Raw genomic sequence first — 21,187 nt, forward strand, 5'->3', positions numbered from 1 at the left:
GCGCCCGGGCCCCGCCCGCTACCCCGCGCGGCATGGAGCCCCGCATCACCGACAGCCACTGCCATCTCGACTTTCCGCAATTCGCGGAGGAACTGCCCGCGATCCGCGCCCGCGCCGCCGAGGCCGGGGTGCACCGGATGGTCACGATCTGCACCAAGCTGCGCAATGCCCCCGCCGTCCGCGCCCTGTCGGAGACGCTCGACGGCGTGTTCTGGGCCGCAGGCACCCATCCGATGAGCGCCGCCGAGGAGCCGATGGCGACGGTCGAGGAGCTTTGCGCGCTGGCCGAGCACCCTCGCATGGTCGGGATCGGGGAGACCGGGCTCGACTACCATTACACCGCCGATACGAAGGCCGTGCAGCAGGAGAGCCTGCGCATCCATATCGAGGCGGCGCGCCGGACCGGCCTGCCCCTGATCATCCACGCCCGCGACGCCGACGACGACATGACGCGCATCCTGACCGAGGCGCATCGCGCCGGACCCTATTCCTGCGTCATGCACTGCTTCAGCTCCGGGCCGGCGCTGGCGGAGACCGCGCTCGATCTGGGGTTCTACCTGTCGATGTCGGGCATCGCGGCCTTTCCGCGGAGCGGCGACCTGCGCGACATCTTCGCCGCCGCGCCGCTCGACCGCATCCTGGTGGAGACCGACGCCCCCTATCTCGCGCCGCCGCCGCACCGCGGGAAGCGGAACGAGCCGGCCTTCGTCGCGCATACGGCGCGGAAGGGGGCGGACGTGTTCGGGATGGATTACGCCGATTTCGCCGCCGCGACCGAGGCGAATTTCGAGCGGCTCTTCGCGAAGGCCGTCTGAACGGGGGTCATGCCGGCACGCGCTCTTCCTGCAAAAGCTGCGTGCGGCCGCGATGCCGGTGTCGGTAGAGGATTTGCGCCCATTGCACCACCAGCGGGGTCTTCCAGCCGGCCTCGATCTCGACGCTCTCCTCGATCCGGCTGCCGCGCCCGTCGGGTAGAACGTGCAGGTCGTGGACCCAGTCGCGCACGCCGGCGCCGAACTCGCGGCTGCGGAAGCGGCGGGCGACCGGGTCGCAGGCGACGACCTCCATGCGGTAGGCCTCGGGCGGCAGCAGGCCGAAGAGACGCACGCGGACCTCGATCACCTGCCCCGCGCTGACCTGTCCAACGGGCAGGCCCTCGAACCGGACAAGCGGCGCGCAGACCTGCGCCAGCGCATCGTAATCGGTCGCGATCTCCCAGACCGCGTCGGGATGCGCGGCGTAGCGATGGGTGAAGGCGACGTGCGCCACCGCCCCGCCCGTCAGACCATCGCGAAGATGCGCGCCGGGCCGCCGGTGCCGCGGCGGTGCTTCGGCGCTCCGACCATCAGGGTCGCGCCGGCGGCGGGCACGGCGTCGAGCCCGGCCAGGCACTCGATCCCGTAGCGCCCGGCGGGAAGCCAGGCGTAATGCGTCGCGAAGTCCTGCGACGGCCCGTGGTCGAGCGACAGCGTATCCACCGCGATCGCGCCGGCGAGGCTCTGCAGCAGCATGTCCGTCGCCTCGGGGTGAAATCCGGGGAAATGCATGACCCCGTCCGCATCGGCGTTGCGGAAGCCGTCGCCGTCGACCTTCTCCGCCCAGCCCGACAGCATCGCCACGCAGGCGCGGTCGGGAAACTCGCCGTTGGCCGCGATCCAGGCCTGAAGGTCGTCCGGCGTCACCTGCGCATCCGCATCCGCCGCCGCCTTCTCGCGGATGTCGATCACGCAAAGCGGACAGACAAGGCTCGCGACCGGCAGTTCGTCCACCGACTGGCCATCCTCGGAGAAGTGCAGCGGCGCGTCGATATGGGTGCCGGTATGTTCGTCGATCGTCAGGTCGTAGAGGTTGTAGCCGTCGGCGGCGAAGTCGTACTTCTTCGTCATCGCGAAGCCCGGCACGCCGGGAAAGGTCGGGAAATCCTCCGACAGGGTGTGGGTCATGTCATGGACGGCGATCTCGGCCTGCGCGCGGGCCGGGGTGGTCATCGTCCCGGTGGCGAGGCCCGCCGCCCCCGCGGCGAGCGCGCCGCGCATCAGGTCCCGACGGCTCGGCCCTCGCTCGAGCATCCGCTCCCGGACCCTGTTCATCACGCAGATGTCGCACATGGCGTGCCCCTTTCAGCCAGACAAGACAGGCTGGTCGCGGGCCGGGCGCCCTGTCAAGCCGCGGCTTGCGCGTGCACCGTCAGCGGCGCGAAAGGCGGCGCGAATTTGCCCGCGTCGCCCGTCCGATGGGCGTGAGCGCCATCCCGTAGGCCTGCGCCGGCGTCTTGCCCGCCATCAGCGCGCCGACGGCTGCGAGGCCCGATTGCGCGAAGGCGGTCTGCTTTTCGGTGACCATGCGGGTGTTCTCGTCCGGCGCGGCGCTCATCACCCCCGCCATGCCGAGCATCCGCAGCCCGATCACGGTCTGGGCTTCCATCATCATCTGCGCCGTCCGCATCTGCAGCCGCAACAATTCCATCATCGTATCGCTCCGTTCTCAAAGGCGTGAGTGGAGACCTTCGCGCCGGCGGCGGCAAGGGGGAAACGACGCGCCGCTGCGTCGCGATCATCCCCGGCCGCCTCTGGTCATCCGCGCCCCGGCCGGGTTACCCCTGCCGGTATGGAACGCCTCACGATCCGCCGCCCCGACGACTGGCACCTGCACCTGCGCGACGGCGAGATGCTGCGGCTGGTCGCGCCCGAGAGCCGGGATTTCGGCCGCGCCGTCATCATGCCCAACCTCGTGCCCCCCGTCGTGACCGGCGACGACGCGGGCGCCTACCGCGACCGGGTGATCGCCGCGGGGTTCGCGCGCCCGCTGATGACGCTCTACCTGACCGAGGGGACCGATCCGACCGACGTCGTGCGTGCCCATGCCGGGGGCGTGATCCACGCGGTCAAGCTCTACCCGGCCGGGGCCACGACGAACTCCGCCTCGGGCGTGCGCGACATCGAAACGGTGCGCCCCGTCCTCGCCGCGATGGAGGAGGCGGGCGTGCCGCTCTGCCTGCACGGCGAGGTGACGGAGCCCGAGGTCGACATCTTCGACCGGGAGGCCGCGTTCCTCGACCGCGTGCTGACGCCGCTCCGGGACGCGCATCCCGAACTGAAGTTGACGCTCGAACACGTGACGACGAAGGACGCGGTGGACTGGGTGCGCGAGCATCCGGGCGTCGGCGCGACGATCACCGCGCAGCATCTGACCTCGAACCGCAACGACATGCTCGCCGGCGGGATGCGGCCGCATTTCTACTGCCTGCCGATCCTCAAGCGGCGCGCGCATCAGGAGGCGCTCCGACAGGCCGCCACTTCCGGGCCGGGGCCGTTCTTCCTCGGCACCGATTCCGCCCCGCATCCGCTCCAAGCCAAGGAGGCCACCTGCTGCGCCGCCGGCTGCTTCACCGCGCCCCACGCCCTGCCGCTCTACGCGCAGGTCTTCGAGGAGGAAGGCGCGCTCGACCGGCTGGAGGCCTTCGCCGCGCTCAACGGCCCCGCGCATTACGGACTCGCGCCGAACGAGGATACGGTGACGCTCGTGAAGGGCGACGCTGGGGCACGACCCGAGTCGATCGAGGGGCACGGCCAGCGCGTGACGCTCTTCGACCCGGGCCAACCCCTGCACTGGCGTGTCGAGCCGCGCGAGGGTTGACGGATCGTTGACCGGGTGAACAGGACGTAAACCACCTTAAGATAACGTTATTTCCCCGCGGGGAAACCGAGGAGGCCGCCGCATGATCCCCACCAGCCATCCCCCTGCCGGGGAGATCGCCCGCCTCGCCGCCCGCGCTCTCCTCGAGGTGCAAGCCGTGCATTTCAACGCGCGCGAGCCGTTCACGCTGGCCTCCGGCTTGCCCTCCCCGACCTATATCGATTGCCGCAAGCTGATCTCCTATCCCCGGCTTCGCGCGACGCTGATGGATTTCCTCGTCGTCACCGTGATGCGCGAGGCGGGGTTCGAGGCCTTCGACAACGTGGCCGGCGGCGAGACGGCCGGCATTCCCTTCGCCGCCTTCGTGGCCGAGCGGCTGGCCCTGCCGATGAGCTACGTCCGCAAGAAGCCCAAGGGCTACGGCCGCAACGCGCGGATCGAGGGGCTGATGACCGAGGGGCAGCGCGTGCTGCTGGTGGAGGACATGACCACCGACGGCGGCTCCAAGCTCTCCTTTGTCGACGCGATCCGCGAGACCGGCGCGACCTGCGCGCATACCGCGGTGATCTTCAGCTACGGCATTTTCCCCGAGATTGCGCGGACCCTCGGCGACCACGGTGTCGCGCTGCATTCGCTGTGCACCTGGTGGGACGTGCTGGCCGAGGCGAAGGCGCAGGGTCATTTCGACGCGGAGACGCTCGCGGGTGTGGAGGCCTTCCTGCACGATCCCCGCGGCTGGCAGGACGCCCGGAAAGGCTGAAACCCGCCCGCGCGATTCCAAGGCGTTGCGGCACGATCCGGGCGCGCCATGAGATTTCCACAGGCCGCCCCCGTTGTTTGGCCGCGACCCGCGGCGTATGACCCGGAGGCAGGCAGAAAAACGGGCAGCGGGGCAGAGATGAACACGTTCATTCGCATGGATCAGGCCGGTGCGACCGGCGAGGCCGCGCCGCAGCTTCCGCACAACATCGAGGCCGAGCAGCAGCTTCTGGGCGCGCTCCTGTCGGACAACGACCTCTACGATCGTGCGGCCTCCGTGGTGCGCCGGGAGCATTTCTTCGACCCCGTCCATGCCCGCATCTTCGAGATCTGCGCGGCCCAGATCCAGAAGCGCGCGCTGGCCTCGCCGGTGACGCTCAAGACCTTCCTCGAGCACGACGAGGGGCTGAAGGCGCTCGGCGGCCCGTCCTACCTCGTCACGCTCGCCGCCTCCGCCGTCGCCGCCTACGCGGTGAAGGACTACGCGCAGATGATCTACGACCTCGCCATCCGGCGGGAGCTGATGGCGCTCGGCCACGACATTGCCGCGCAGGCCAGCGACGTGAACGTGGATCTGGAGCCGGCGGACCAGATCGTCGACGCGGAGGCGAAGCTCTACAAGCTGGCCGAGCAGGGCAAGACGGATTCGGGGTTCCAGTCCTTCCTGTCCGCGATCCGGCAGGCCGTCGACGTGGCCAACGCCGCCTACCAGCGCGACGGCGGGCTGGCCGGGGTGTCGACCGGGCTCGTCGATCTCGACCGCAAGCTCGGGGGGCTGCACCGCTCGGACCTGCTGATCCTCGCCGGGCGCCCGTCGATGGGGAAGACCTCGCTCGCCACCAACATCGCCTTCAACGTCGCCAAGGCGTTCCGCGAGGGCAAGACCTACGACGGCCGCGACGGCGCGGCCGAGGGCGGCGTGGTGGGTTTCTACTCTCTGGAGATGTCCGCCGAGCAGCTGGCCGCCCGCGTCCTTTCGGAGGCAGCCGAGGTTCCGAGCGAGCAGATCCGCAAGGGCGACATGACCGAGGCCGAGTTCCGCCGCTTCGTCGAGGCCGCGAAGGCGCTGGAGAAATGCCCGCTCTACATCGACGACACGCCGGCCCTGCCCATCGCGCAGCTCGCCGCCCGGGCCCGGCGGCAGAAGCGCGTCCACGGGCTCGACCTCCTGATCATCGACTATCTGCAGCTCGTCCGCGCGCCGGGCAACGGCGACAGCCGGGTGAACGAGGTCTCCGCGATCACCCAGGGCCTGAAGGCCATCGCCAAGGAGCTCGACATCCCCGTGATCGCGCTGTCGCAGCTCTCCCGCCAGGTGGAGAGCCGGGAGGACAAACGGCCGCAACTCTCGGACCTGCGCGAATCCGGCTCGATCGAGCAGGACGCGGACGTGGTGATGTTCGTCTACCGCGAGGAATACTACAAGGAACGCGAGAAGCCGGGCGACCATCAGCTCGACAAGATGGCCGAGTGGCAGGCCGCGATGGAGGCGGTGCACGGCAAGGCCGAACTCATCATCGGCAAGCAGCGCCACGGGCCCATCGGCACGGTCGAACTGGCCTTCGAGGGCCGCTTCACCCGCTTCTCCGACCTCGCCCGGCCCTGGCAGGAGCGGGGCTGACGGTGCTTGACGGCTGGCGCGTCTGACCGCATCACCGCCTCCGTCATGGCCACCGGAACGCTCCATATCGACCTCGAGGCGATCGCCGCCAACTGGCGCGCGCTCGACGCGCTGTCGGCGGCGACCTGCGAGACCGGGGCCTGCGTCAAGGCGGACGGCTACGGGCTGGGGCTCACGCCAGTGGCGCAGCGACTCCACGATGCCGGCTGCCGCGCCTATTTCGTCGCGAGCGCGGCCGAGGGGCTGGAGCTGCGCCGCGCGCTCGGGCCGGAGCCGCGCATCCACGTCTTCTACGGCCACATGGCGGGCGATACGGCCGCGATCCAGCGGGCCGACCTCGTGCCGATGCTCACCTCCATCGAGCAGCTCACGCGGCATTTCGAAGCCCTGCCCCGGCAGCCCTTCGGGATACAGCTCGACACCGGGATGAACCGGCTCGGGCTTAAGATGGCGGAATGGGCCGCGGTGGCCGAGATCGCGCTCGCCGCCGATCCGGTCCTCGTGATGTCGCATCTCTCGGATGCCGAGGATCCGGATTGCCCGCGCAACGCGGCGCAGCTCGCGCGCTTCCACGAGATGACCGACGGGATCGACGTGCCGCGCAGCCTCGCCGCGACCGGCGGCACGCTGCTCGGGCCGGACTACCATTTCGACATGACGCGGCCGGGGATCGGCCTCTACGGCGGGCGGCCTCACGTGCGGGGCGAGCCGGTCGTGGCGCTTACGCTACCGGTGATCGCCTGCTTCGACATCGCGGCCGGCGAGGGCGTGGGCTACAATGCAAGCTGGACGGCGCCCGCGCCGACGCGGATCGCCACGGTCGCCGGGGGCTACGCAGACGGGCTGCTCCGCGCGCTTCAGCCGGGGATGGAGGTGATGGCCGGTCCCGTCCCCTGCCCCGTCGTCGGGCGGGTCTCGATGGATGCGCTAACCGTCGATATCGGTCATCTCGACGCCGACCCGGAGCACGTGACCGTGCTCGACGCGCATCACGGCGTGGACGCGCTCGCCGACGGGGCCGGCACGATCGGCTACGAGATGCTGACCGCGCTCGGGGCGCGCTATCTGCGGAAATATCGCGGCCTGCGTCCGATCGGTTAGCGGTTTTTCAATGGATGTGGTAGTTTACTCCCAGCAGATCGCGGTTTGCCCGGAGCAGGACCCATGTTTGCCCACCAATTTCTAGACGCACCGTGCCAGCCGCGACCGACTCGCCCTTCCACCCGAAAGGCCGTCCGCGCATGACCCCGCCTCGTTCCCTCGACCTCGCGACGAGCCTGCTGCAGCAGGTCGCGACGTTTCTGCTGATCTTCACCGCGATCGCGCTCACCGCGCTGACCGCCGGCGCCTCCGCCGGCCTGTTGTCCTGGCCCGAACTCGCGTTTTCGGTCGGCGGCACGCCGATGCCGCAGGCCGGCATGATGGCGCAGATCGCGCTCACCGGCTTCGTCCTCGTCCTCGTCGGCTATCTGCCCACGAGCGCCCGCGTCCGGCGGCTCGAGCTGACGAACCGCGACTTCCGGATGTCGATGGACGACGTGACCCGCGCCTACGCGCATGTGCACGCTGCCGACCGCGAAGGGGTCTTCGGCCTCAGCCGGGAATTCGACGCGATGCGCGACCGCATCGAATGGATGCGGGCCCATCCCGATCTGGTCGAACTCGAGCCCGACGTGCTGCAGGTCGCCGCGCAGATGTCGGTGGAGAGCCACGACCTCGCGCAGGTCTACGCCCGCGACAAGGTCGCGCGCGCCCGCGACTTCCTGCGCCAGCGCCAGCAGGAGATCGAGGAGTATCGCCAGCGGATCGCCATGGCGCAGGCCAACGTCGCCGAGATCAAGCGCTGGACCCATGCCGTCGATGTCGAGGAGGCGCTGGTCGAGCAGCAGCTCGACCGGCTGCGCAGGGATCTGGCCGAAATCGCCGACACGCTCGGCCTGCGGGAGACGGATCGCAAGCGGAAGGTCGTCGGCATGCCCCGCAACCGCCGCGACCCCGGCCGGGACCCGATGGCGACGCCGGCAGAGTGAACCGCCTGCGGTTCGCGTCCGGCAAAGGGGCCTCGCGGGCCCCGCTCAAGACATAGGCGGCGGCAATCGCATCCCCGGTCCGCTGTGGCGCCGCGCAACGGGGTCCACCCTGCCGCCGCCTCGATCGCAGACACGCTCTCGTGCCAGTCCCGGAGACGGTTTGATGAAGACCCTCATTGCCGCCGTCGCATTCGTCGCGGGCTTCGCCGGAGCGGCCAGCGCAGCGCCGATCTTTGCGCTCGACGCCATGATCGTCGCCGACGGCCCGCGCGGGACCGCCGACAACCGCGCCGAGATCGCCAACGCGCTCGGCGACGACGCCACGACCTTCTTCGAACTCGGCCGCGGCGCGATCGTGGACTTCACCTTCGGCCAGCTCTTCACCGGCGAGCTGGTCGTGAAGGAAAGGACCTTCGGCGACGTGACCGCCTATCCGGAATCGGCGATGATCCTCGGCGGCCGCGACGGCGCGTTCGAGGTTCTGACAACGGTCACCAACCGGGACGCGCAGGGGGCGGGCTTCGCTTTCCTCTTCGAAGGCGTCTACGACACGCTGCGCCTCGTCGACACGACGACGTTCGCGCGGTCACGGGGCTTCGACGTCGCCAGCATCCGAGTCGAGTCGGTCCCGGCCCCCGTTCCCCTACCGGCCTCCGCCCTGCTGCTCGCGGCCGGTCTGGCCGCCCTCGGCGTCGCGCGTCGTCGCCGGCCGGCCTGAGCGGCGCCCCACCGATCCGCCGAAAGGACGGGCCTCGCCACTGCGGGGCCCGTTTCGTTTTGCGTTGCCCGGTCACGAGGGCTTGCCCCCCGGGGCAAACGTGACCAAATCGGGAACATGGCCAAACCCGTCACCCAGTTCGTCTGTTCCGAATGCGGCGCCGTTCACAAGAAGTGGACCGGGCGCTGCGAGTCCTGCGGCGCTTGGAACACCATACAGGAGGAGGTCCCCCTCGCCTCCGGCCCGTCGAAACGCGCGCTCGGCGGGGCGAAGGGCCGGCGCATGGCGCTGACCGACCTCGCCAGCGAGGAGGCGCCGCCGCCGCGCACGCTGTCGGGCATGGCCGAGCTCGACCGGGTGCTGGGCGGCGGGCTCGTTCCCGCATCGGCGACGCTGGTCGGCGGCGATCCGGGGATCGGCAAGTCCACCCTGCTCCTGCAGGCCGCGGCGGCCTTCGCCGGGGCCGGGCACAAGGTCGTCTACGTCTCGGGCGAGGAGGCGACGGCGCAGGTGCGGATGCGGGCGCAGCGTCTGGGGCTCGGCGGCGCGACGGTCCGGCTCGCGGCGGAGACGAACCTGCGCGACGTGATCACCACGCTCGAGGCGGAGGCGCCCGACCTCGTGATCATCGATTCGATCCAGACGATGTGGGTCGACACGGTGGAGAGCGCGCCCGGCTCGGTGGCGCAGGTCCGCGCCAGCGCGCACGAGCTCACCACCTTCGCCAAGCGGCGCGGCACCTCCGTGATCCTCGTCGGTCACGTCACCAAGGAGGGGCAGATCGCCGGGCCGCGCGTGGTCGAGCACATGGTCGACACCGTGCTCTACTTCGAGGGCGAGCGCGGGCACCAGTTCCGCATCCTGCGCGCCGTCAAGAACCGCTTCGGGCCGGCCGACGAGATCGGGGTGTTCGAGATGACGGGCGGCGGGCTGGCCGAGGTGGCGAACCCGTCGGCCATGTTCCTCGGCGATCGGGAGCGCCCGGCGCCGGGCTCGGTCGTCTTCGCCGGGATCGAGGGGACGCGGCCCCTCCTCGTGGAGATCCAGGCCCTCGTCGCGCCCTCGGGGCTCGCGCAGCCGCGCCGCGCCGTGGTCGGCTGGGACGGGGGGCGGCTGTCGATGATCCTCGCCGTGCTCGAGGCGCGGACCGGGATCGGCTTCGCCGGGCTCGACGTCTACCTCAACGTGGCCGGCGGGATACGGATCAGCGAGCCCGCGGCCGATCTCGCCGTGGCCTGCGCGCTGCTGTCGGCGCGGGAGGAGGCCGGGGTGCCGCCCGACACGGTGATCTTCGGCGAGCTGTCGCTGTCGGGGGCGTTGCGCCCCGTGGCGCAGGCCGAAAACCGGTTGAAAGAAGCCGCCAAACTTGGTTTTACCGCCGCGATGGCCCCGAAGGGTTGCAAGACCGGCGATGCGGGCGGCATGAAGCTGCGCCTGCTGCCCGATCTGCAGGCGCTGGTGGGCGAGGTCTTCGGCGCGGGCTGACGCGGCACGAGGCATCCCGGACGAGGACATACATGGACGGTTTCACCATCGTGGACGGCGTGGTCGCGGCCGTGATCGTGATCTCCGCGATCCTGGCCTATTCGCGCGGGCTGATCCGCGAACTCATGGCCATCCTGGGCTGGGTCGCCGCGGCGATCCTGGCCTTCACCTTCGCCGGCGCGGCGGAACCGCTGGTCAAGGAAATCCCCTATCTCGGCGACATCCTGGGCGAGAGCTGCGAATTGGCCGTGCTCGCCGCCTTCGCGGTCGTCTTCGCGCTGGCCCTCGTCGTCGTCAGCTTCTTCACGCCGCTCCTGTCGGGTGCCGTGCAGGGCTCCGTTCTCGGCCCCGTCGACCGGGGGCTCGGATTCCTCTTCGGCGTGCTGCGCGGGCTCGTCCTCGTGGCGGTGGCGTTCGTGGTCTACGACCGCGTCACCGTCGGACAGGGCATGCCGGTCGTCGAGGCCAGCCGGTCGGCCAACGTCTTCGAGCGCGGCAAGGCCCGGATCGAGGCGCAGATCCCCGACGACGCGCCGGGCTGGATCCTGACGCGCTACGAGGCGCTGGTGGGCGATTGCGGCGCACCGGCCGCCCCGGCGGAAGCGGTGCTTCCGACGGAGTGACACGGCCCGCAGCGGCGCCCGATCCTGTCGAAGCGATCGCGGTCCCGAAGCTGCCGACAGGATCGACCCGCAACGGAGCGCCGTGTCGGCTTCCCCCGCCAAGAGTTCGCATGGCGGCCCGACGGTGACGTCATGACCCCTTCGAACGACGCATCGAGGAGGCCCGGCATCATGCAGGCCTCCTCGACTTCATCGCGGCGATCAGATCGCGGCGCGCTTCCGGCGGCGCAGGGCGGCAAGGGCGCCCAGCCCGGCCATCAGGCCGAAGCCGGCGGCCGGCAGCGGAACGGGCGACGGAACGGACGCGTCTGGGTTCAGACCGTACTTGATGCTGTTGCCGTTGCTCGTCTCCTGCGCGCGGACGGCGAAGTTCGAGAAATCCGCCAGCGCGACGCCGCCGATGTCGAAGACGATACCGGCCACGTTCTTCTTGCCGCCGCCCTGTTCGCCGATCCGCAGGATATAGTCGAACGCGGTGTCGCCGGTCCCGCCGCCGCCGTTGAAGTTGCAACCGTTGCCGCAGGTGGATTGCGATCCGGTATTGTCGCCGAAGAGCACGAGCGCCGGCACGTCCGGCCGGTTGTGCGAGGATGTGAAGCTCACGAGGTCGATCTTGCTTTTAAGGATCTTCGTCCCGGCAAAATCGAAGCCCAGCCCGAGGAAGTCGGCGAAGCCGGTCACCGCGGAGAGCGTGAAGCGAACCGCCCCGTCCACCGCGCCGTCATCGAGCAGGAGCTGGACCTTGGGGTCCGTCTCGGCGGTGGTGTAGGACACGGTTGCGGCGGAGGCGGTGCCGATCATCATGAACGAGCCCAGAACGAGCCCGGTAATCTTGCGGAACATAACGAAATCTCTGAATAAAATGTGGCTCCGGAACCCTCCGGTAAAGCCCGTTGTAAACGAAATGCTAACCGCCACTAGCGCCTTTGACGGAAACGGATTGTACGCTCACGAAAGGTTAACCGCCTCCTCACCTTTCGTGACAGCCGGGTGACATTGCCGCAGCGCGGCACTATGTCTGCGCCGAACGCCCCCGGATAGACAGGACGTCGGATCCATGACCGCCTGGCGCAGCACTCCCTTCGACCCGCTCGACGACGACGACAAGCTCCGCGAGGAATGCGGCGTCTTCGGCGTCACCGGCGTCTCCTCCGCCGCGAACTTCACCGCGCTCGGCCTGCACGCGCTGCAGCATCGCGGGCAGGAGGCGGGCGGCATCGTCGTCCACGACCCCGAGCACGGCTTCAACTCGGTCCGCCGCTTCGGCTACGTGCGCGACAACTTCACCACGCAGGACGTGATGGACACCCTGCCCGGCCCGATCGGCATCGGGCACGTGCGCTACTCCACCTCCGGCTCCAAGGGCGCCACGGCCATCCGCGACGTGCAGCCCTTCTTCGGCGAGTTCGCGATGGGCGGCGCGGCGATCGCGCATAACGGCAACATCACAAACGCCGACGCGCTGCGCCGCGAGCTGATCGACCACGGGTCGATCTTCCAGTCCTCGTCGGATTCGGAATGCATCATCCACCTGATGGCGCGCAGCCTGCAGAAGAGCATCCCGGAGCGGATGAAGGACGCGCTGCGGCGGGTGGAGGGCGCGTTCTCCATCGTCGCGATGACCCGCCACAAGCTGATCGGCGTGCGCGACCCGCTCGGCGTCCGCCCGCTGGTGCTGGGCCAGATCGACGCGGCGGAGGGCGGCGGCTGGGTGCTGGCCTCGGAGACCTGCGCGCTCGACATCATCGGCGCGGAGTTCCTGCGCGAGGTGGAGCCGGGCGAGATGGTGGTGATCGAGGACGACAAGCTGACCTCGCACCGCCCGTTCGAGCCCAAGCGCCCCCGCGCCTGCATCTTCGAGCACGTCTATTTCAGCCGACCCGATTCGATCCTTGGCGGCCAGTCGATCTATTCGACCCGCGAGGCGATCGGGCGCGAGCTCGCCAAGGAAGCGCCGGTCGACGCCGACCTCGTCTGCCCGGTGCCGGATTCGGGCACCCCGGCGGCGATCGGCTACTCCCTCGCCTCGGGCATTCCCTACGCGATGGGGATCATCCGCAACCAGTACATGGGCCGGACCTTCATCGAGCCGACGGAATCGATCCGCAACATGGGCGTGCGGCTGAAGCTCAACGTCAACCGCGCGCTGGTCCGCGGCAAGCGGATCATCCTCGTCGACGACAGCGTGGTGCGCGGAACCACAAGCCGGAAGATCAAGGAGATGATCCTCGATGCCGGCGCGGCGGAGGTGCATTTCCGCATCGCGTCCCCGCCCACGGCCTGGCCCTGCTTCTACGGGGTGGACACGCCGCAGCGCGAGAAGCTCCTCGCCGCGACGATGACGGAGGAGGAGATGCGCAGCCATCTGGGCGTCGACTCGCTGCGCTTCATCACGCTCGATGGCCTCTACCGCGCCGTGGGCGAAGCGAAGGGACGCGACCCGGACGCGCCGCAATATTGCGACGCCTGCTTCTCGGGCGAGTACCCGGTGGAGCCGGCGGATCAGATGGAGAAGGGCTTCCAGCTGAAGGCGGCGGAGTAGGCGCGTCAGCGGGGAAGCGCTGATTCTCGAAACGTTTCGTATATCGCTGACGGCAGCTTCCGGCCGCGGGTGGGGGCGAAGGCCCGCCGCCGTGAAGGAAGCAAGCCTTCGGCGTAGCGGGGGCAGTCCGGGGCGGCCTTAAGTGTCACCGGGTAAAAGGCCGATGCAAAAGCCTGCCCGCCCCTGTCCGGACGAGCCTACGGGGGCGATGCCGATGCCGGCCCCGCCCCCGCGTGTCGGTCAGCGGCGCGCGAACCGGTTCGCGATGCCCCGATAGAGCAGCGCCGCCAGCACCGCCTTCACCGCGTCCGACAGCAGGAACGGCAACGCGAAGGCCGAGACGATCGCCGGCATCGAGAGCCCGGCCCAGCCCGCTTCGATCCCCGTCGCGGCGGCCAGCCCGGCAGGCCAGGCGAGGCCCGGCAGGTAGATCATCGCCGAAAGCGCCAGCGTGACCAGCGAAAGCTTCACCGGTCCGGTGATCCCCCGCTCGACCGCGCGGCCGGCGAGCCAGGCCATCGCGACGAAGCCCGCGAGGAAGCCGGCGGTCGGGCCGACGAAGGCCGCGGCGTTGTTGAAGCCCGCGAGCACCGGCAGGCCCATCAGCGCCTCGCCGTACCACGCGAGCACCGTCAGCGCGCCGAGTCGCGACCCGAAGGCGAGCCCGATCGAGAGCACCGCGAGCGTCTGCAGCGTCATCGGGACCGGGTAGAAGGGTACCGTCACCTGCGCGGCGAGCGCCAGAACGCCCGTCCCGGCGAGGACCATCGCGGCCTTCCGGGCCGGCGTCAGGTGGCCTGCGGCCATCGTCATCGTGGGGGCCATGTCGTCTCCTTGGGAAAGTCGGAACCACCTCTTCATCCGTCGCCGTCCGGGGGCTGTCAATGTCGGGGCGGCCAATCTTGAACCCGGGGCGCGGCCGTGCCAACGGGGCGGCCATGACCGACACCCCCTCCCCCGCGCCGAAGCTGGCGCTCGTCACCGGCGCGTCCCGCGGGCTCGGCGCGGCCATGGCCGAACGGCTCGGCGCGGCGGGCTGGCACGTCGTCGCCGTCGCACGCACCCAAGGCGGGCTGGAAGAACTCGACGACCGCATCCAGGCGGCGGGCGGCCAGACGACGCTGGCGCCGATGGACGTGACCGATGCCGGCGCGATGCAGCATCTGTGCCGCGGCATCCACGACCGCTGGGGCGCGCTTCCGCTCTGGGTCCACACCGCGATCCACGCCCCGCCGCTCGCGCCCGCGCCGATGGCAGACGAAAAGGACTTCGCCAAGTCCGTGGCGACGAACGTCACCGCGTTCCAGCGGCTCGTGACCTACGTGGCCCCGCTCCTGCGCGCGGCGGGCGGCGGCGACGCGGTCTTCTTCGACGACGACCGCCCGGCGAAGTTCGCGGGCGCCTATCTTGCGACGAAAGCTGCTCAACGGGCACTGGTGGAGGCCTGGCGCGCGGAGGCGACCACCCCCGACGCCCCGCGCATCCACCTCCTCACGCCACGGCCGATGCCGACGGCGGTGCGGGCGCGCTTCCATCCCGGCGAGGATCGCGCGGCGCTGACGTCCTGCGCATCGGAGGCGGACCGGCTTCTAGCCGAGGCGCGCCTGCTCTGACGCGGCCACCGGCAAGGGTCTGAGCGGATCGGCGGCACCGAAGCGGATGCCTGTCGGCACGCGGCTCACCCCTCGCCGGCTCGCTGTTCCACTTGCTTGGACCGAGCGTCGACCGGCGTTCGATCCCCAATCCGAACGGCACCGGTTGCGATCGTTCCGCCGCCGGCGGCCGGGATCTGCCCCTCCGCATCGGCGCCCGAGATTGCGCCTCGCCAGGCGCCCGCAAGCAAGGCACGACCGATCCGAGCCCGCGAAGAAGTTCGACCCGCCGGACTTCCACGACAGGCGCAGGCGCCGGCAGCGTCAGCCCTTCAGCTGCGCCCCGTATTCGCGGGCTTTCGCGGCCAGTTCCTCGGCCCGGCTGGCAAGGCCGTCGACGCGGGTGATGGCCGCGCGCGGGATCGCCTCGCGGACCTCCGGGGGCCGGGCCTTCATGCTGGCGATCACCCGATCCTGCTCGGCCAGCCGGCGGTCCATGACCTTGAGCTCCTCCTCGGCGGAGATCGCCTTGTCGGCGAGCATCAGCCCCGCCATCAGCAGCATCCGCTCCTGCGTGAGCCGCGTCCCGGAGGCGACCAGCACCTTGGCCTCGCGGTCGAGCAGTTCGGCGGCGGCCCCGAGATACGTCTCCTCGCCCTCTTGGCAGGCGACGGTGAAATGGCGGCCGCCGATCTCGATGGTCATGTCAGGCATTCTCGGTCTCCAGCATCGGCTCCAGCTCCGCGAGGAGCGCCTTCATCTCGGCGAGGTCCTGCGCGCGCATGGCCTTCAACTCCTCGAGCTGGCCGCGCAAGCGCTCGATCTCGGTCGTGTCGCCGAATTCGCGGATCTTCGCCTCGGCCGCCTCCAGCGCGGCGTCCCGGTCCGCGCCCTCGCTCTCCAGCGCGGCGATGCGGTCCTGCGCCTCGGTCAGCTCGCCGCGCGCCGTGTCGAGCGCCGCCGCGTTGCCTGCCGCCTCCGCCGCCACCGCCTGCATCGCCTCGAGCGCGCCGCCCGCCGCACCGAGCGCGTCCTCGAGCCGCGTCAGGCGCGTCTCCAGCTCCGCCGGGTCCGAACCCTGTTCCGCCATGTCCCGCTCCCTCTTGATGGGTCTTGTCGTGGCCCCGTGTTTCGCGTGTCGGGCGACGCATGTCAAAGCCGGAACACCGCGCCGGCGGCGGGTACGCCCGGTCCCCGCGATCCGGTGCGACATCTTGCACGTGCGCCCCAGCCTGCTAGGTCAGGACCCCAGCCACGGAGGGACCGAGATGGACGACCAGACGATTGATCACGCTACCGATCCGGCGGCCGGCGCCGTCGACATCGACGCGCTCCGCCACGCCCATCCCGGACATTGGCGCCGCGCCTGCGCGATCCGCGCATTGACGCTCGACGCGGTGGCCGCGGCCAAGTCGGGCCATACCGGCATGCCGCTCGGCATGGCCGACGTCGCGACCGTGCTCTTCGAGAAGCACATGACCTACGACGCCGCCCGGCCCGACTGGCCCGACCGCGACCGTTTCGTGCTTTCCACCGGGCACGGCTCGATGCTGCTCTACGCGTTCCTCTATCTCACCGGCTACCCGGAGATGACGATCGAGCAGATCCGCAACTTCCGACAGCTCGGCTCGATCACGGCCGGCCATCCCGAATACGGCCACGCGCCGGGGATCGAGGTGACGACCGGCCCGCTGGGCCAGGGCCTCGCCAACTCGGTCGGCATGGCCATCGCCGAGGAGCATCAGCGCGCCCGCTTCGGCCGCAAGATCGTCGACCACTACACCTACGTGCTGGCCGGCGACGGCTGCCTGATGGAGGGGGTGAGCCACGAGGCGATCGCGCTCGCCGGCCGGCAGAAGCTCTCGAAGCTCATCGTGATGTGGGACAACAACGGCATCACCATCGACGGCGAGGTCTCGCTCGCCGACGACACCGACCAGCCGATGCGCTTCCGCGCCGCCGGCTGGGAAGTGATCGAGATCGACGGCCACGACCCCGACGCGATCGACGCCGCCCTGACGCAGGCGAAGCGGAGCGACCGGCCGACGATGATCGCCTGCCGCACGCATATCGCGCTCGGCACCAGCGCGCAGGACACCGCCAAGGGCCACGGCGCGGTCACCGACCCGAAGGTGGTCGAGGCCACCAAGCAGGCCTATGGCTGGGAAGCCGCGCCGTTCCACATCCCCGACGACCTTAAGGCCGAATGGGAGGAGATCGGGTCGAAGGGCGCCGCCGCCCGCGCCGAATGGGAGACGCGGCTGGGCGAGATGGGCGCCGGCAAGCGCGCCGATTTCGAGCGCGCGCTGAAGGGCGAGGCGCCGCGCAAGCTGTCGGCCACGATCAAGGCGCTTAAGCGGCAGATGTCGGAGAGCGCGCCGTCGATGGCCACGCGCAAGTCCTCGGAGGCGGTGCTCGAGGTGATCAACCCGATCATGCCCGAGACGATCGGCGGCTCGGCCGACCTCACCGGCTCCAACAACACGCTGACCGAGGGCCTCGGCATCTTCACGCCGGAGAACCGCAAGGGCCGCTACGTCTATTACGGCATCCGCGAGCACGGCATGGCCGCGGCGATGAACGGCATGGCGCTGCACGGGGGCGTGCGCCCCTATGGCGGGACGTTCTTCTGCTTCACCGACTACGCGCGGCCGGCGATCCGGCTCTCGGCGCTGATGGGCATTCCCGTCACCTACGTGATGACCCACGATTCCATCGGGCTGGGCGAGGACGGGCCGACGCACCAGCCGATCGAGCACCTTGCCATGTGCCGCGCGACGCCGAACCTCAACGTGATCCGCCCCTGCGACACGATCGAGACGGCGGAGGCGTGGGAACTTGCGCTGACGGCGGAGCGGACGCCCTCGATCCTGTCGCTGACGCGGCAGAACATCTCGACGCTCCGGACGGAGCACACCAACAAGAACCTCGTCGCGCAGGGCGCCTACGTGCTGGCCGAGGCGGAGGGCAAGCGCATGGTGATCCTGCTCGCCACCGGCTCCGAGGTGGAGATCGCGATGATGGCCCGCGACCAGCTTCAGGCCGACGGGATTGGCACGCGCGTCGTCTCGATGCCCTGCTGGGAGCTGTTCGAGGCGCAGGACGAGCGCTACCGCAAGCGGGTCCTGCCCGCCGGCCCCGTCCGCGTGGGCGTCGAGGCGGGCGCGCGTCTCGGCTGGGATCGCTGGCTCACCGGCGAGCGCGGCCGCCGCGAGAGGGCCGCCTTCATCGGCCTCGACCATTTCGGCGCCTCCGCCCCCTACGACTCGCTCTACGACCATTACGGCATCAATGCCGAGGGCGTGGCGAAGGCGGCGCGCGACCTGCTTTAGCGCGTTTCCCGGCCGCCACGCCCGCGGCGGGGCGGCCGTCACACGTGCGAAGGCAAGGCGGGACGATCCGCGCTCAGGCCTCCGGAACGCGCGTCAGGAAGGACCGCAATCCGTCCGCCACGGCGTCCGGCGCCTCCTCCGCCATATGGTGACCGCTCGCGATCCTGTACGTCGCGGGCGGCCCGTCGAGCCAGTCCGCCCACGGCGCCGTCGGATCGCCGTAGAGCGATTCCATGTCGTCCTTCTCCGACCAGAAGATCGCCACCGGGCATCGCAGACGGCGCCCGGCCCGGCGGTCATCACTGTCGGTCTCGTAGTCGAGCTCCAGCCCCGCCCGGTAATCGGCGAGCATGCCCCGAACGACGGACGGGTCGCGCGTCGCGGCAAGGTAATCCGCCGCGTTCTCCCGACCGAGCGCCGCCCGGTCGCAGGGATACCAAAGGTCCGGATCGGCGCGTATGGCGGCCTCGGCCTTCTCGCTCTGGGCGAAGAAGAACCAGTGCCACCAGGCTCGGGCAAAGCGCCAATCCGCCCGCTCGAGCGTCTCGTAGATCGGAATGGCGTCCATGACCGCCAGCGCCGTCACCGTGTCGGGATGATCCATCGCCAGGCGGAAGGCACGGTACGCCCCCCGATCGTGCCCGGCGACGGCGAACCGGTCGAAGCCCAGCGTAGCCATGCCGTCGCGCAGCGCACGGGCCTTGGCACGGCCCGAGGATCCCGCGAGGGTGGCGGGCTGGTAGCTTCCTCCGAACCCCGGCAGGTCGGCACAGATCACGGTGAAACGATCCGCCAGGCGGGGCGCCACCCGCCACCACGTGGTGTGCGTCCTCGGGTGGCCGTGCAGCAGGAGAAGGGGCGCCCCGCAGCCGCCGATCCGCAGGCGCAGCCGACCCGAAGGCGTGTCCACGAAGCGCAGATCGAAACCGTCGAAGAACGTATCCATGACCGGCACATTCGCACGGCACGACCGCCGGCGAAACGCACCGCGGGCCCGACGCGGAACGGGTCCGTCGATCCCGTCCTGCGCGCCGGCCCGCCGACCGTCGTTACCAGACGGTCGCGATCCCCTGCCGGCGCGCGCGGACGCGGGCGCGCGGCCCCGGCGGGTCGAGGTCGTAGAGATCGGGCCGCCCTGCGAGATGCGCCCGCCAGCTCGGCGCGCCGACATCGTGGCAGTTCAGCCCGTGCCTCGCCTGCAGGACGCGGCCGAGATCCTTCAGCCCCATGCCCAGGCCCAGCCGGTCGGCTTCGATGATGGCGGCCTGCAGGAGCGCGTCGAGCTCCGGCCCCGCGGGCCGCGGGTCGCCGAAGCTCTCGAACCGCGAGCAGACGTTGCGGAACCCCTCGGGCGCCGTCGCCTCGCCCACGCCCAGCACGAAGAGCCCCCGCTCGCGCAGCCGCAGCGCCAGGTGGCCCAGGTCGCGGTCGGCGCTGGCGATGACGAAGGCGCGCGGCCCGCCCGACAGCGCCGCCTCGATCACGTCCAGCGCGAGGAGGATGTCGGCCGCGTTCTTGCCCGGCCCGGCATCGACGAAGCGCCAGCCCGGCTGGTCCCGCCAGGCGGCGAGATTCGCGCCGTTGCCGTAGACCCGGAGCGTCTCGGGCGACCCGATCTCCTCCGCGGCACGCCGGATGAAGGCGGCGCGATGCGCGGGGACGCTGTCGCCGTCGACATAGACGCCGGGCGTGGTGACGGGAGCGAAGGGCTGGAAGGATGCGTTCATGATGCCGCCGGTTCTAGCGCGATCCCGGGGCCGATCTAAGGCGGGCAAAAGGTCAATGTGCGTTAGAGTTAACGCCACCCTTCACGAGCCCCACCACCGGGATCAGCAGCAGACCCAGCGCCAGCCCCACGATCCCGTCGAGCAGCGCCGTCACCGTCCACTCGACCGCTCCGTGCAGGGACGCCGGCACGCGGTCGGCGACCCAGACCGCGGCATGGTGGATCACCTCGTAGGGCCCGTGCCAGACGATCTCGCCCACCGCATGCACGACGATCGAGCCGCCGACCCAGATCATCGCCGCCGTGCCCACGATCGTCAGCAGCTTCAGGAAGGTCGGCATGCCCCGCACGATGCCCCGGCCGATCGCACGCACCGCCTCGGTCCGCGCGCCCTCGGCCAGCGCGAGCCCCACGTCGTCGGCCTTCACGATCACCGCGACCGCGCCGTAGACGATTACCGTGATCCCGATCCCGGCCAGGCCCAGCGCCGCCGCCTCGAACCAGACCGACTGGTCGGGGTCGAGCGCGGCGAGGATGATCGTCATGATCTCCGCCGACAGGATGAAGTCGGTCTTGATCGCCCCCTTGACCCGCTGCTCCTCCAGATGCGTCGCGTCGAGCGGCGTCGCGTCCGGATCGATCTTCGACAGCGTGTCGTGCGGGACAAGCCAGTGATACACCTTCTCCGCCCCCTCGTAGCAGAGGTAGAGCCCGCCGAGCAGGAGCAGGTACGGGATCACCCAGGGCGCGAAACGCGACAGCAGCATCGCGATCGGCAGCAGGATGACGATCTTGTTGAAGATGCTCGCCCGCGCGATCTTCCACACGATCGGCAGCTCCCGCGCGGCCTGGAAGCCGTGGACGTATTTCGGCGTCACGGCCGCATCGTCGATCACCGCGCCCGCCGCCTTGACCCCCGCCCGCGCCGCCTGGCTCGCGATGTCGTCGATCGAGGCCGAGGCCACCTTGGCGATGGCCGCCACGTCGTCGAGAAGTGCCAGTAATCCGCTCATGCCGTCTCCAGATCCGGTCGTCCGATCGCTGCGCCCGAATCCGGCGCCGTCAGGATGGCACGATCTAGCCCCGCGCGCCCCGGGTCAACGCCCGCCGCGCGGACCGGGAT

Annotated in this window: 22 protein-coding genes; 12 read left to right on the plus strand and 10 right to left on the minus strand. The window is 70.3% G+C overall.

Annotated features, from left to right (window positions below; translation table 11 throughout):
• The first annotated feature begins 32 nt into the window (after positions 1-32).
• Positions 33-815, plus strand: coding sequence for a TatD family hydrolase (locus Q1A87_RS12075; protein ID WP_299651648.1), 783 nt, complete (start codon positions 33-35; stop codon positions 813-815).
• Between the two features lie 7 nt (positions 816-822).
• Here the strand turns inward: Q1A87_RS12075 and Q1A87_RS12080 are convergent, their stop codons facing one another.
• The 3 genes from Q1A87_RS12080 to Q1A87_RS12090 form a co-directional block, all read right to left on the minus strand.
• A complete protein-coding gene (locus Q1A87_RS12080; RefSeq protein ID WP_299651650.1) occupies positions 823-1,269 on the minus strand; it encodes an SRPBCC family protein in 447 nt (148 codons plus the stop codon).
• 11 nt (positions 1,270-1,280) lie between these two features.
• Positions 1,281-2,108, minus strand: coding sequence for a cyclase family protein (locus tag Q1A87_RS12085; RefSeq protein WP_299651652.1), 828 nt, complete (start codon positions 2,106-2,108; stop codon positions 1,281-1,283).
• A gap of 79 nt (positions 2,109-2,187) precedes the next feature.
• A complete protein-coding gene (locus Q1A87_RS12090; RefSeq protein WP_299651654.1) occupies positions 2,188-2,469 on the minus strand; it encodes an antifreeze protein in 282 nt (93 codons plus the stop codon).
• Positions 2,470-2,607: 138 nt separating this feature from the next.
• Between Q1A87_RS12090 and pyrC the strand changes: the two genes are divergently transcribed.
• From pyrC to Q1A87_RS12130, 8 genes are all read left to right on the plus strand, one after another.
• Positions 2,608-3,636 carry a dihydroorotase gene (pyrC, locus tag Q1A87_RS12095; RefSeq protein ID WP_299651656.1) on the plus strand — a complete coding sequence of 343 codons (1,029 nt, stop codon included), beginning with the start codon at positions 2,608-2,610 and terminating at the stop codon, positions 3,634-3,636.
• 82 nt (positions 3,637-3,718) lie between these two features.
• Positions 3,719-4,396, plus strand: a complete 678-nt coding sequence (locus tag Q1A87_RS12100) for an orotate phosphoribosyltransferase (RefSeq protein WP_299651658.1) — start codon at positions 3,719-3,721, stop codon at positions 4,394-4,396.
• Positions 4,397-4,534: 138 nt separating this feature from the next.
• Positions 4,535-6,016: a replicative DNA helicase gene (locus tag Q1A87_RS12105; RefSeq protein ID WP_299651660.1), complete on the plus strand. Its 1,482-nt coding sequence runs from the start codon at positions 4,535-4,537 to the stop codon at positions 6,014-6,016.
• Positions 6,017-6,061: 45 nt separating this feature from the next.
• On the plus strand, positions 6,062-7,117 hold the full coding sequence (gene alr, locus Q1A87_RS12110; protein ID WP_299651826.1) for an alanine racemase: 1,056 nt from the start codon (positions 6,062-6,064) through the stop codon (positions 7,115-7,117).
• Positions 7,118-7,257: 140 nt separating this feature from the next.
• Entirely contained in the window at positions 7,258-8,046 is a 789-nt protein-coding gene (locus Q1A87_RS12115) for a DNA repair protein (protein ID WP_299651662.1), read from the plus strand.
• A 163-nt stretch (positions 8,047-8,209) separates the two neighbouring features.
• On the plus strand, positions 8,210-8,764 hold the full coding sequence (locus Q1A87_RS12120; protein ID WP_299651664.1) for a VPLPA-CTERM sorting domain-containing protein: 555 nt from the start codon (positions 8,210-8,212) through the stop codon (positions 8,762-8,764).
• Between the two features lie 117 nt (positions 8,765-8,881).
• Entirely contained in the window at positions 8,882-10,249 is a 1,368-nt protein-coding gene (gene radA, locus Q1A87_RS12125; protein ID WP_299651666.1) for a DNA repair protein RadA, read from the plus strand.
• A 32-nt stretch (positions 10,250-10,281) separates the two neighbouring features.
• A complete protein-coding gene (locus Q1A87_RS12130; RefSeq protein WP_299651668.1) occupies positions 10,282-10,872 on the plus strand; it encodes a CvpA family protein in 591 nt (196 codons plus the stop codon).
• 201 nt (positions 10,873-11,073) lie between these two features.
• Here Q1A87_RS12130 and Q1A87_RS12135 read toward each other — a convergent pair whose 3' ends face one another.
• The gene (locus tag Q1A87_RS12135; protein WP_299651670.1) at positions 11,074-11,715 is read right to left on the minus strand and encodes a VPLPA-CTERM sorting domain-containing protein; all 642 of its coding nucleotides are present in this window, start codon (positions 11,713-11,715) and stop codon (positions 11,074-11,076) included.
• Between the two features lie 214 nt (positions 11,716-11,929).
• On the opposite strand from Q1A87_RS12135, the gene purF reads away from it, so the two are divergent.
• A complete protein-coding gene (gene purF, locus Q1A87_RS12140; protein WP_299651672.1) occupies positions 11,930-13,414 on the plus strand; it encodes an amidophosphoribosyltransferase in 1,485 nt (494 codons plus the stop codon).
• 240 nt (positions 13,415-13,654) lie between these two features.
• Here purF and Q1A87_RS12145 read toward each other — a convergent pair whose 3' ends face one another.
• On the minus strand, positions 13,655-14,239 hold the full coding sequence (locus Q1A87_RS12145; protein ID WP_299651674.1) for a biotin transporter BioY: 585 nt from the start codon (positions 14,237-14,239) through the stop codon (positions 13,655-13,657).
• A gap of 113 nt (positions 14,240-14,352) precedes the next feature.
• Between Q1A87_RS12145 and Q1A87_RS12150 the strand changes: the two genes are divergently transcribed.
• A complete protein-coding gene (locus tag Q1A87_RS12150; RefSeq protein ID WP_299651676.1) occupies positions 14,353-15,027 on the plus strand; it encodes an SDR family oxidoreductase in 675 nt (224 codons plus the stop codon).
• A gap of 303 nt (positions 15,028-15,330) precedes the next feature.
• Here the strand turns inward: Q1A87_RS12150 and Q1A87_RS12155 are convergent, their stop codons facing one another.
• On the minus strand, positions 15,331-15,720 hold the full coding sequence (locus Q1A87_RS12155) for a cell division protein ZapA (protein ID WP_299651678.1): 390 nt from the start codon (positions 15,718-15,720) through the stop codon (positions 15,331-15,333).
• Positions 15,713-16,096 (minus strand): hypothetical protein, encoded by a 384-nt coding sequence (locus Q1A87_RS12160; protein ID WP_299651680.1) that lies wholly within the window; start codon positions 16,094-16,096, stop codon positions 15,713-15,715. The genes Q1A87_RS12155 and Q1A87_RS12160 overlap by 8 nt, the downstream gene beginning before the upstream one ends.
• Before the next feature lie 178 nt (positions 16,097-16,274).
• Between Q1A87_RS12160 and tkt the strand changes: the two genes are divergently transcribed.
• The gene (gene tkt, locus Q1A87_RS12165) at positions 16,275-18,338 is read left to right on the plus strand and encodes a transketolase (RefSeq protein ID WP_299651682.1); all 2,064 of its coding nucleotides are present in this window, start codon (positions 16,275-16,277) and stop codon (positions 18,336-18,338) included.
• Between the two features lie 73 nt (positions 18,339-18,411).
• Here tkt and Q1A87_RS12170 read toward each other — a convergent pair whose 3' ends face one another.
• The 3 genes from Q1A87_RS12170 to Q1A87_RS12180 all read right to left on the minus strand — a co-directional run bounded on the left by Q1A87_RS12170 (position 18,412) and on the right by Q1A87_RS12180 (position 21,077).
• Positions 18,412-19,284: an alpha/beta hydrolase gene (locus Q1A87_RS12170; RefSeq protein ID WP_299651684.1), complete on the minus strand. Its 873-nt coding sequence runs from the start codon at positions 19,282-19,284 to the stop codon at positions 18,412-18,414.
• A 103-nt stretch (positions 19,285-19,387) separates the two neighbouring features.
• Positions 19,388-20,065: an NYN domain-containing protein gene (locus Q1A87_RS12175; protein ID WP_299651686.1), complete on the minus strand. Its 678-nt coding sequence runs from the start codon at positions 20,063-20,065 to the stop codon at positions 19,388-19,390.
• Positions 20,066-20,117: 52 nt separating this feature from the next.
• On the minus strand, positions 20,118-21,077 hold the full coding sequence (locus Q1A87_RS12180; RefSeq protein WP_299651688.1) for a DUF808 domain-containing protein: 960 nt from the start codon (positions 21,075-21,077) through the stop codon (positions 20,118-20,120).
• Between the last annotated feature and the right edge of the window lie 110 nt (positions 21,078-21,187).

The organism is uncultured Jannaschia sp. (assembly GCF_947494055.1).
Lineage (GTDB): Bacteria > Pseudomonadota > Alphaproteobacteria > Rhodobacterales > Rhodobacteraceae > Jannaschia.

Coding starts and splice junctions, on each gene's coding strand:
- Q1A87_RS12075 (WP_299651648.1), top strand. CDS start 33: ATGGAGCCCCGCATCACCGACAGCCACTGCCATCTCGACTTTCCGCAA.
- Q1A87_RS12085 (WP_299651652.1), bottom strand. CDS start 2,108: ATGTGCGACATCTGCGTGATGAACAGGGTCCGGGAGCGGATGCTCGAG.
- Q1A87_RS12090 (WP_299651654.1), bottom strand. CDS start 2,469: ATGATGGAATTGTTGCGGCTGCAGATGCGGACGGCGCAGATGATGATG.
- pyrC (WP_299651656.1), top strand. CDS start 2,608: ATGGAACGCCTCACGATCCGCCGCCCCGACGACTGGCACCTGCACCTG.
- Q1A87_RS12100 (WP_299651658.1), top strand. CDS start 3,719: ATGATCCCCACCAGCCATCCCCCTGCCGGGGAGATCGCCCGCCTCGCC.
- Q1A87_RS12105 (WP_299651660.1), top strand. CDS start 4,535: ATGAACACGTTCATTCGCATGGATCAGGCCGGTGCGACCGGCGAGGCC.
- alr (WP_299651826.1), top strand. CDS start 6,062: ATGGCCACCGGAACGCTCCATATCGACCTCGAGGCGATCGCCGCCAAC.
- Q1A87_RS12115 (WP_299651662.1), top strand. CDS start 7,258: ATGACCCCGCCTCGTTCCCTCGACCTCGCGACGAGCCTGCTGCAGCAG.
- Q1A87_RS12120 (WP_299651664.1), top strand. CDS start 8,210: ATGAAGACCCTCATTGCCGCCGTCGCATTCGTCGCGGGCTTCGCCGGA.
- radA (WP_299651666.1), top strand. CDS start 8,882: ATGGCCAAACCCGTCACCCAGTTCGTCTGTTCCGAATGCGGCGCCGTT.
- Q1A87_RS12130 (WP_299651668.1), top strand. CDS start 10,282: ATGGACGGTTTCACCATCGTGGACGGCGTGGTCGCGGCCGTGATCGTG.
- Q1A87_RS12135 (WP_299651670.1), bottom strand. CDS start 11,715: ATGTTCCGCAAGATTACCGGGCTCGTTCTGGGCTCGTTCATGATGATC.
- purF (WP_299651672.1), top strand. CDS start 11,930: ATGACCGCCTGGCGCAGCACTCCCTTCGACCCGCTCGACGACGACGAC.
- Q1A87_RS12145 (WP_299651674.1), bottom strand. CDS start 14,239: ATGGCCCCCACGATGACGATGGCCGCAGGCCACCTGACGCCGGCCCGG.
- Q1A87_RS12150 (WP_299651676.1), top strand. CDS start 14,353: ATGACCGACACCCCCTCCCCCGCGCCGAAGCTGGCGCTCGTCACCGGC.
- Q1A87_RS12155 (WP_299651678.1), bottom strand. CDS start 15,720: ATGCCTGACATGACCATCGAGATCGGCGGCCGCCATTTCACCGTCGCC.
- Q1A87_RS12160 (WP_299651680.1), bottom strand. CDS start 16,096: ATGGCGGAACAGGGTTCGGACCCGGCGGAGCTGGAGACGCGCCTGACG.
- tkt (WP_299651682.1), top strand. CDS start 16,275: ATGGACGACCAGACGATTGATCACGCTACCGATCCGGCGGCCGGCGCC.
- Q1A87_RS12170 (WP_299651684.1), bottom strand. CDS start 19,284: ATGGATACGTTCTTCGACGGTTTCGATCTGCGCTTCGTGGACACGCCT.
- Q1A87_RS12175 (WP_299651686.1), bottom strand. CDS start 20,065: ATGAACGCATCCTTCCAGCCCTTCGCTCCCGTCACCACGCCCGGCGTC.
- Q1A87_RS12180 (WP_299651688.1), bottom strand. CDS start 21,077: ATGAGCGGATTACTGGCACTTCTCGACGACGTGGCGGCCATCGCCAAG.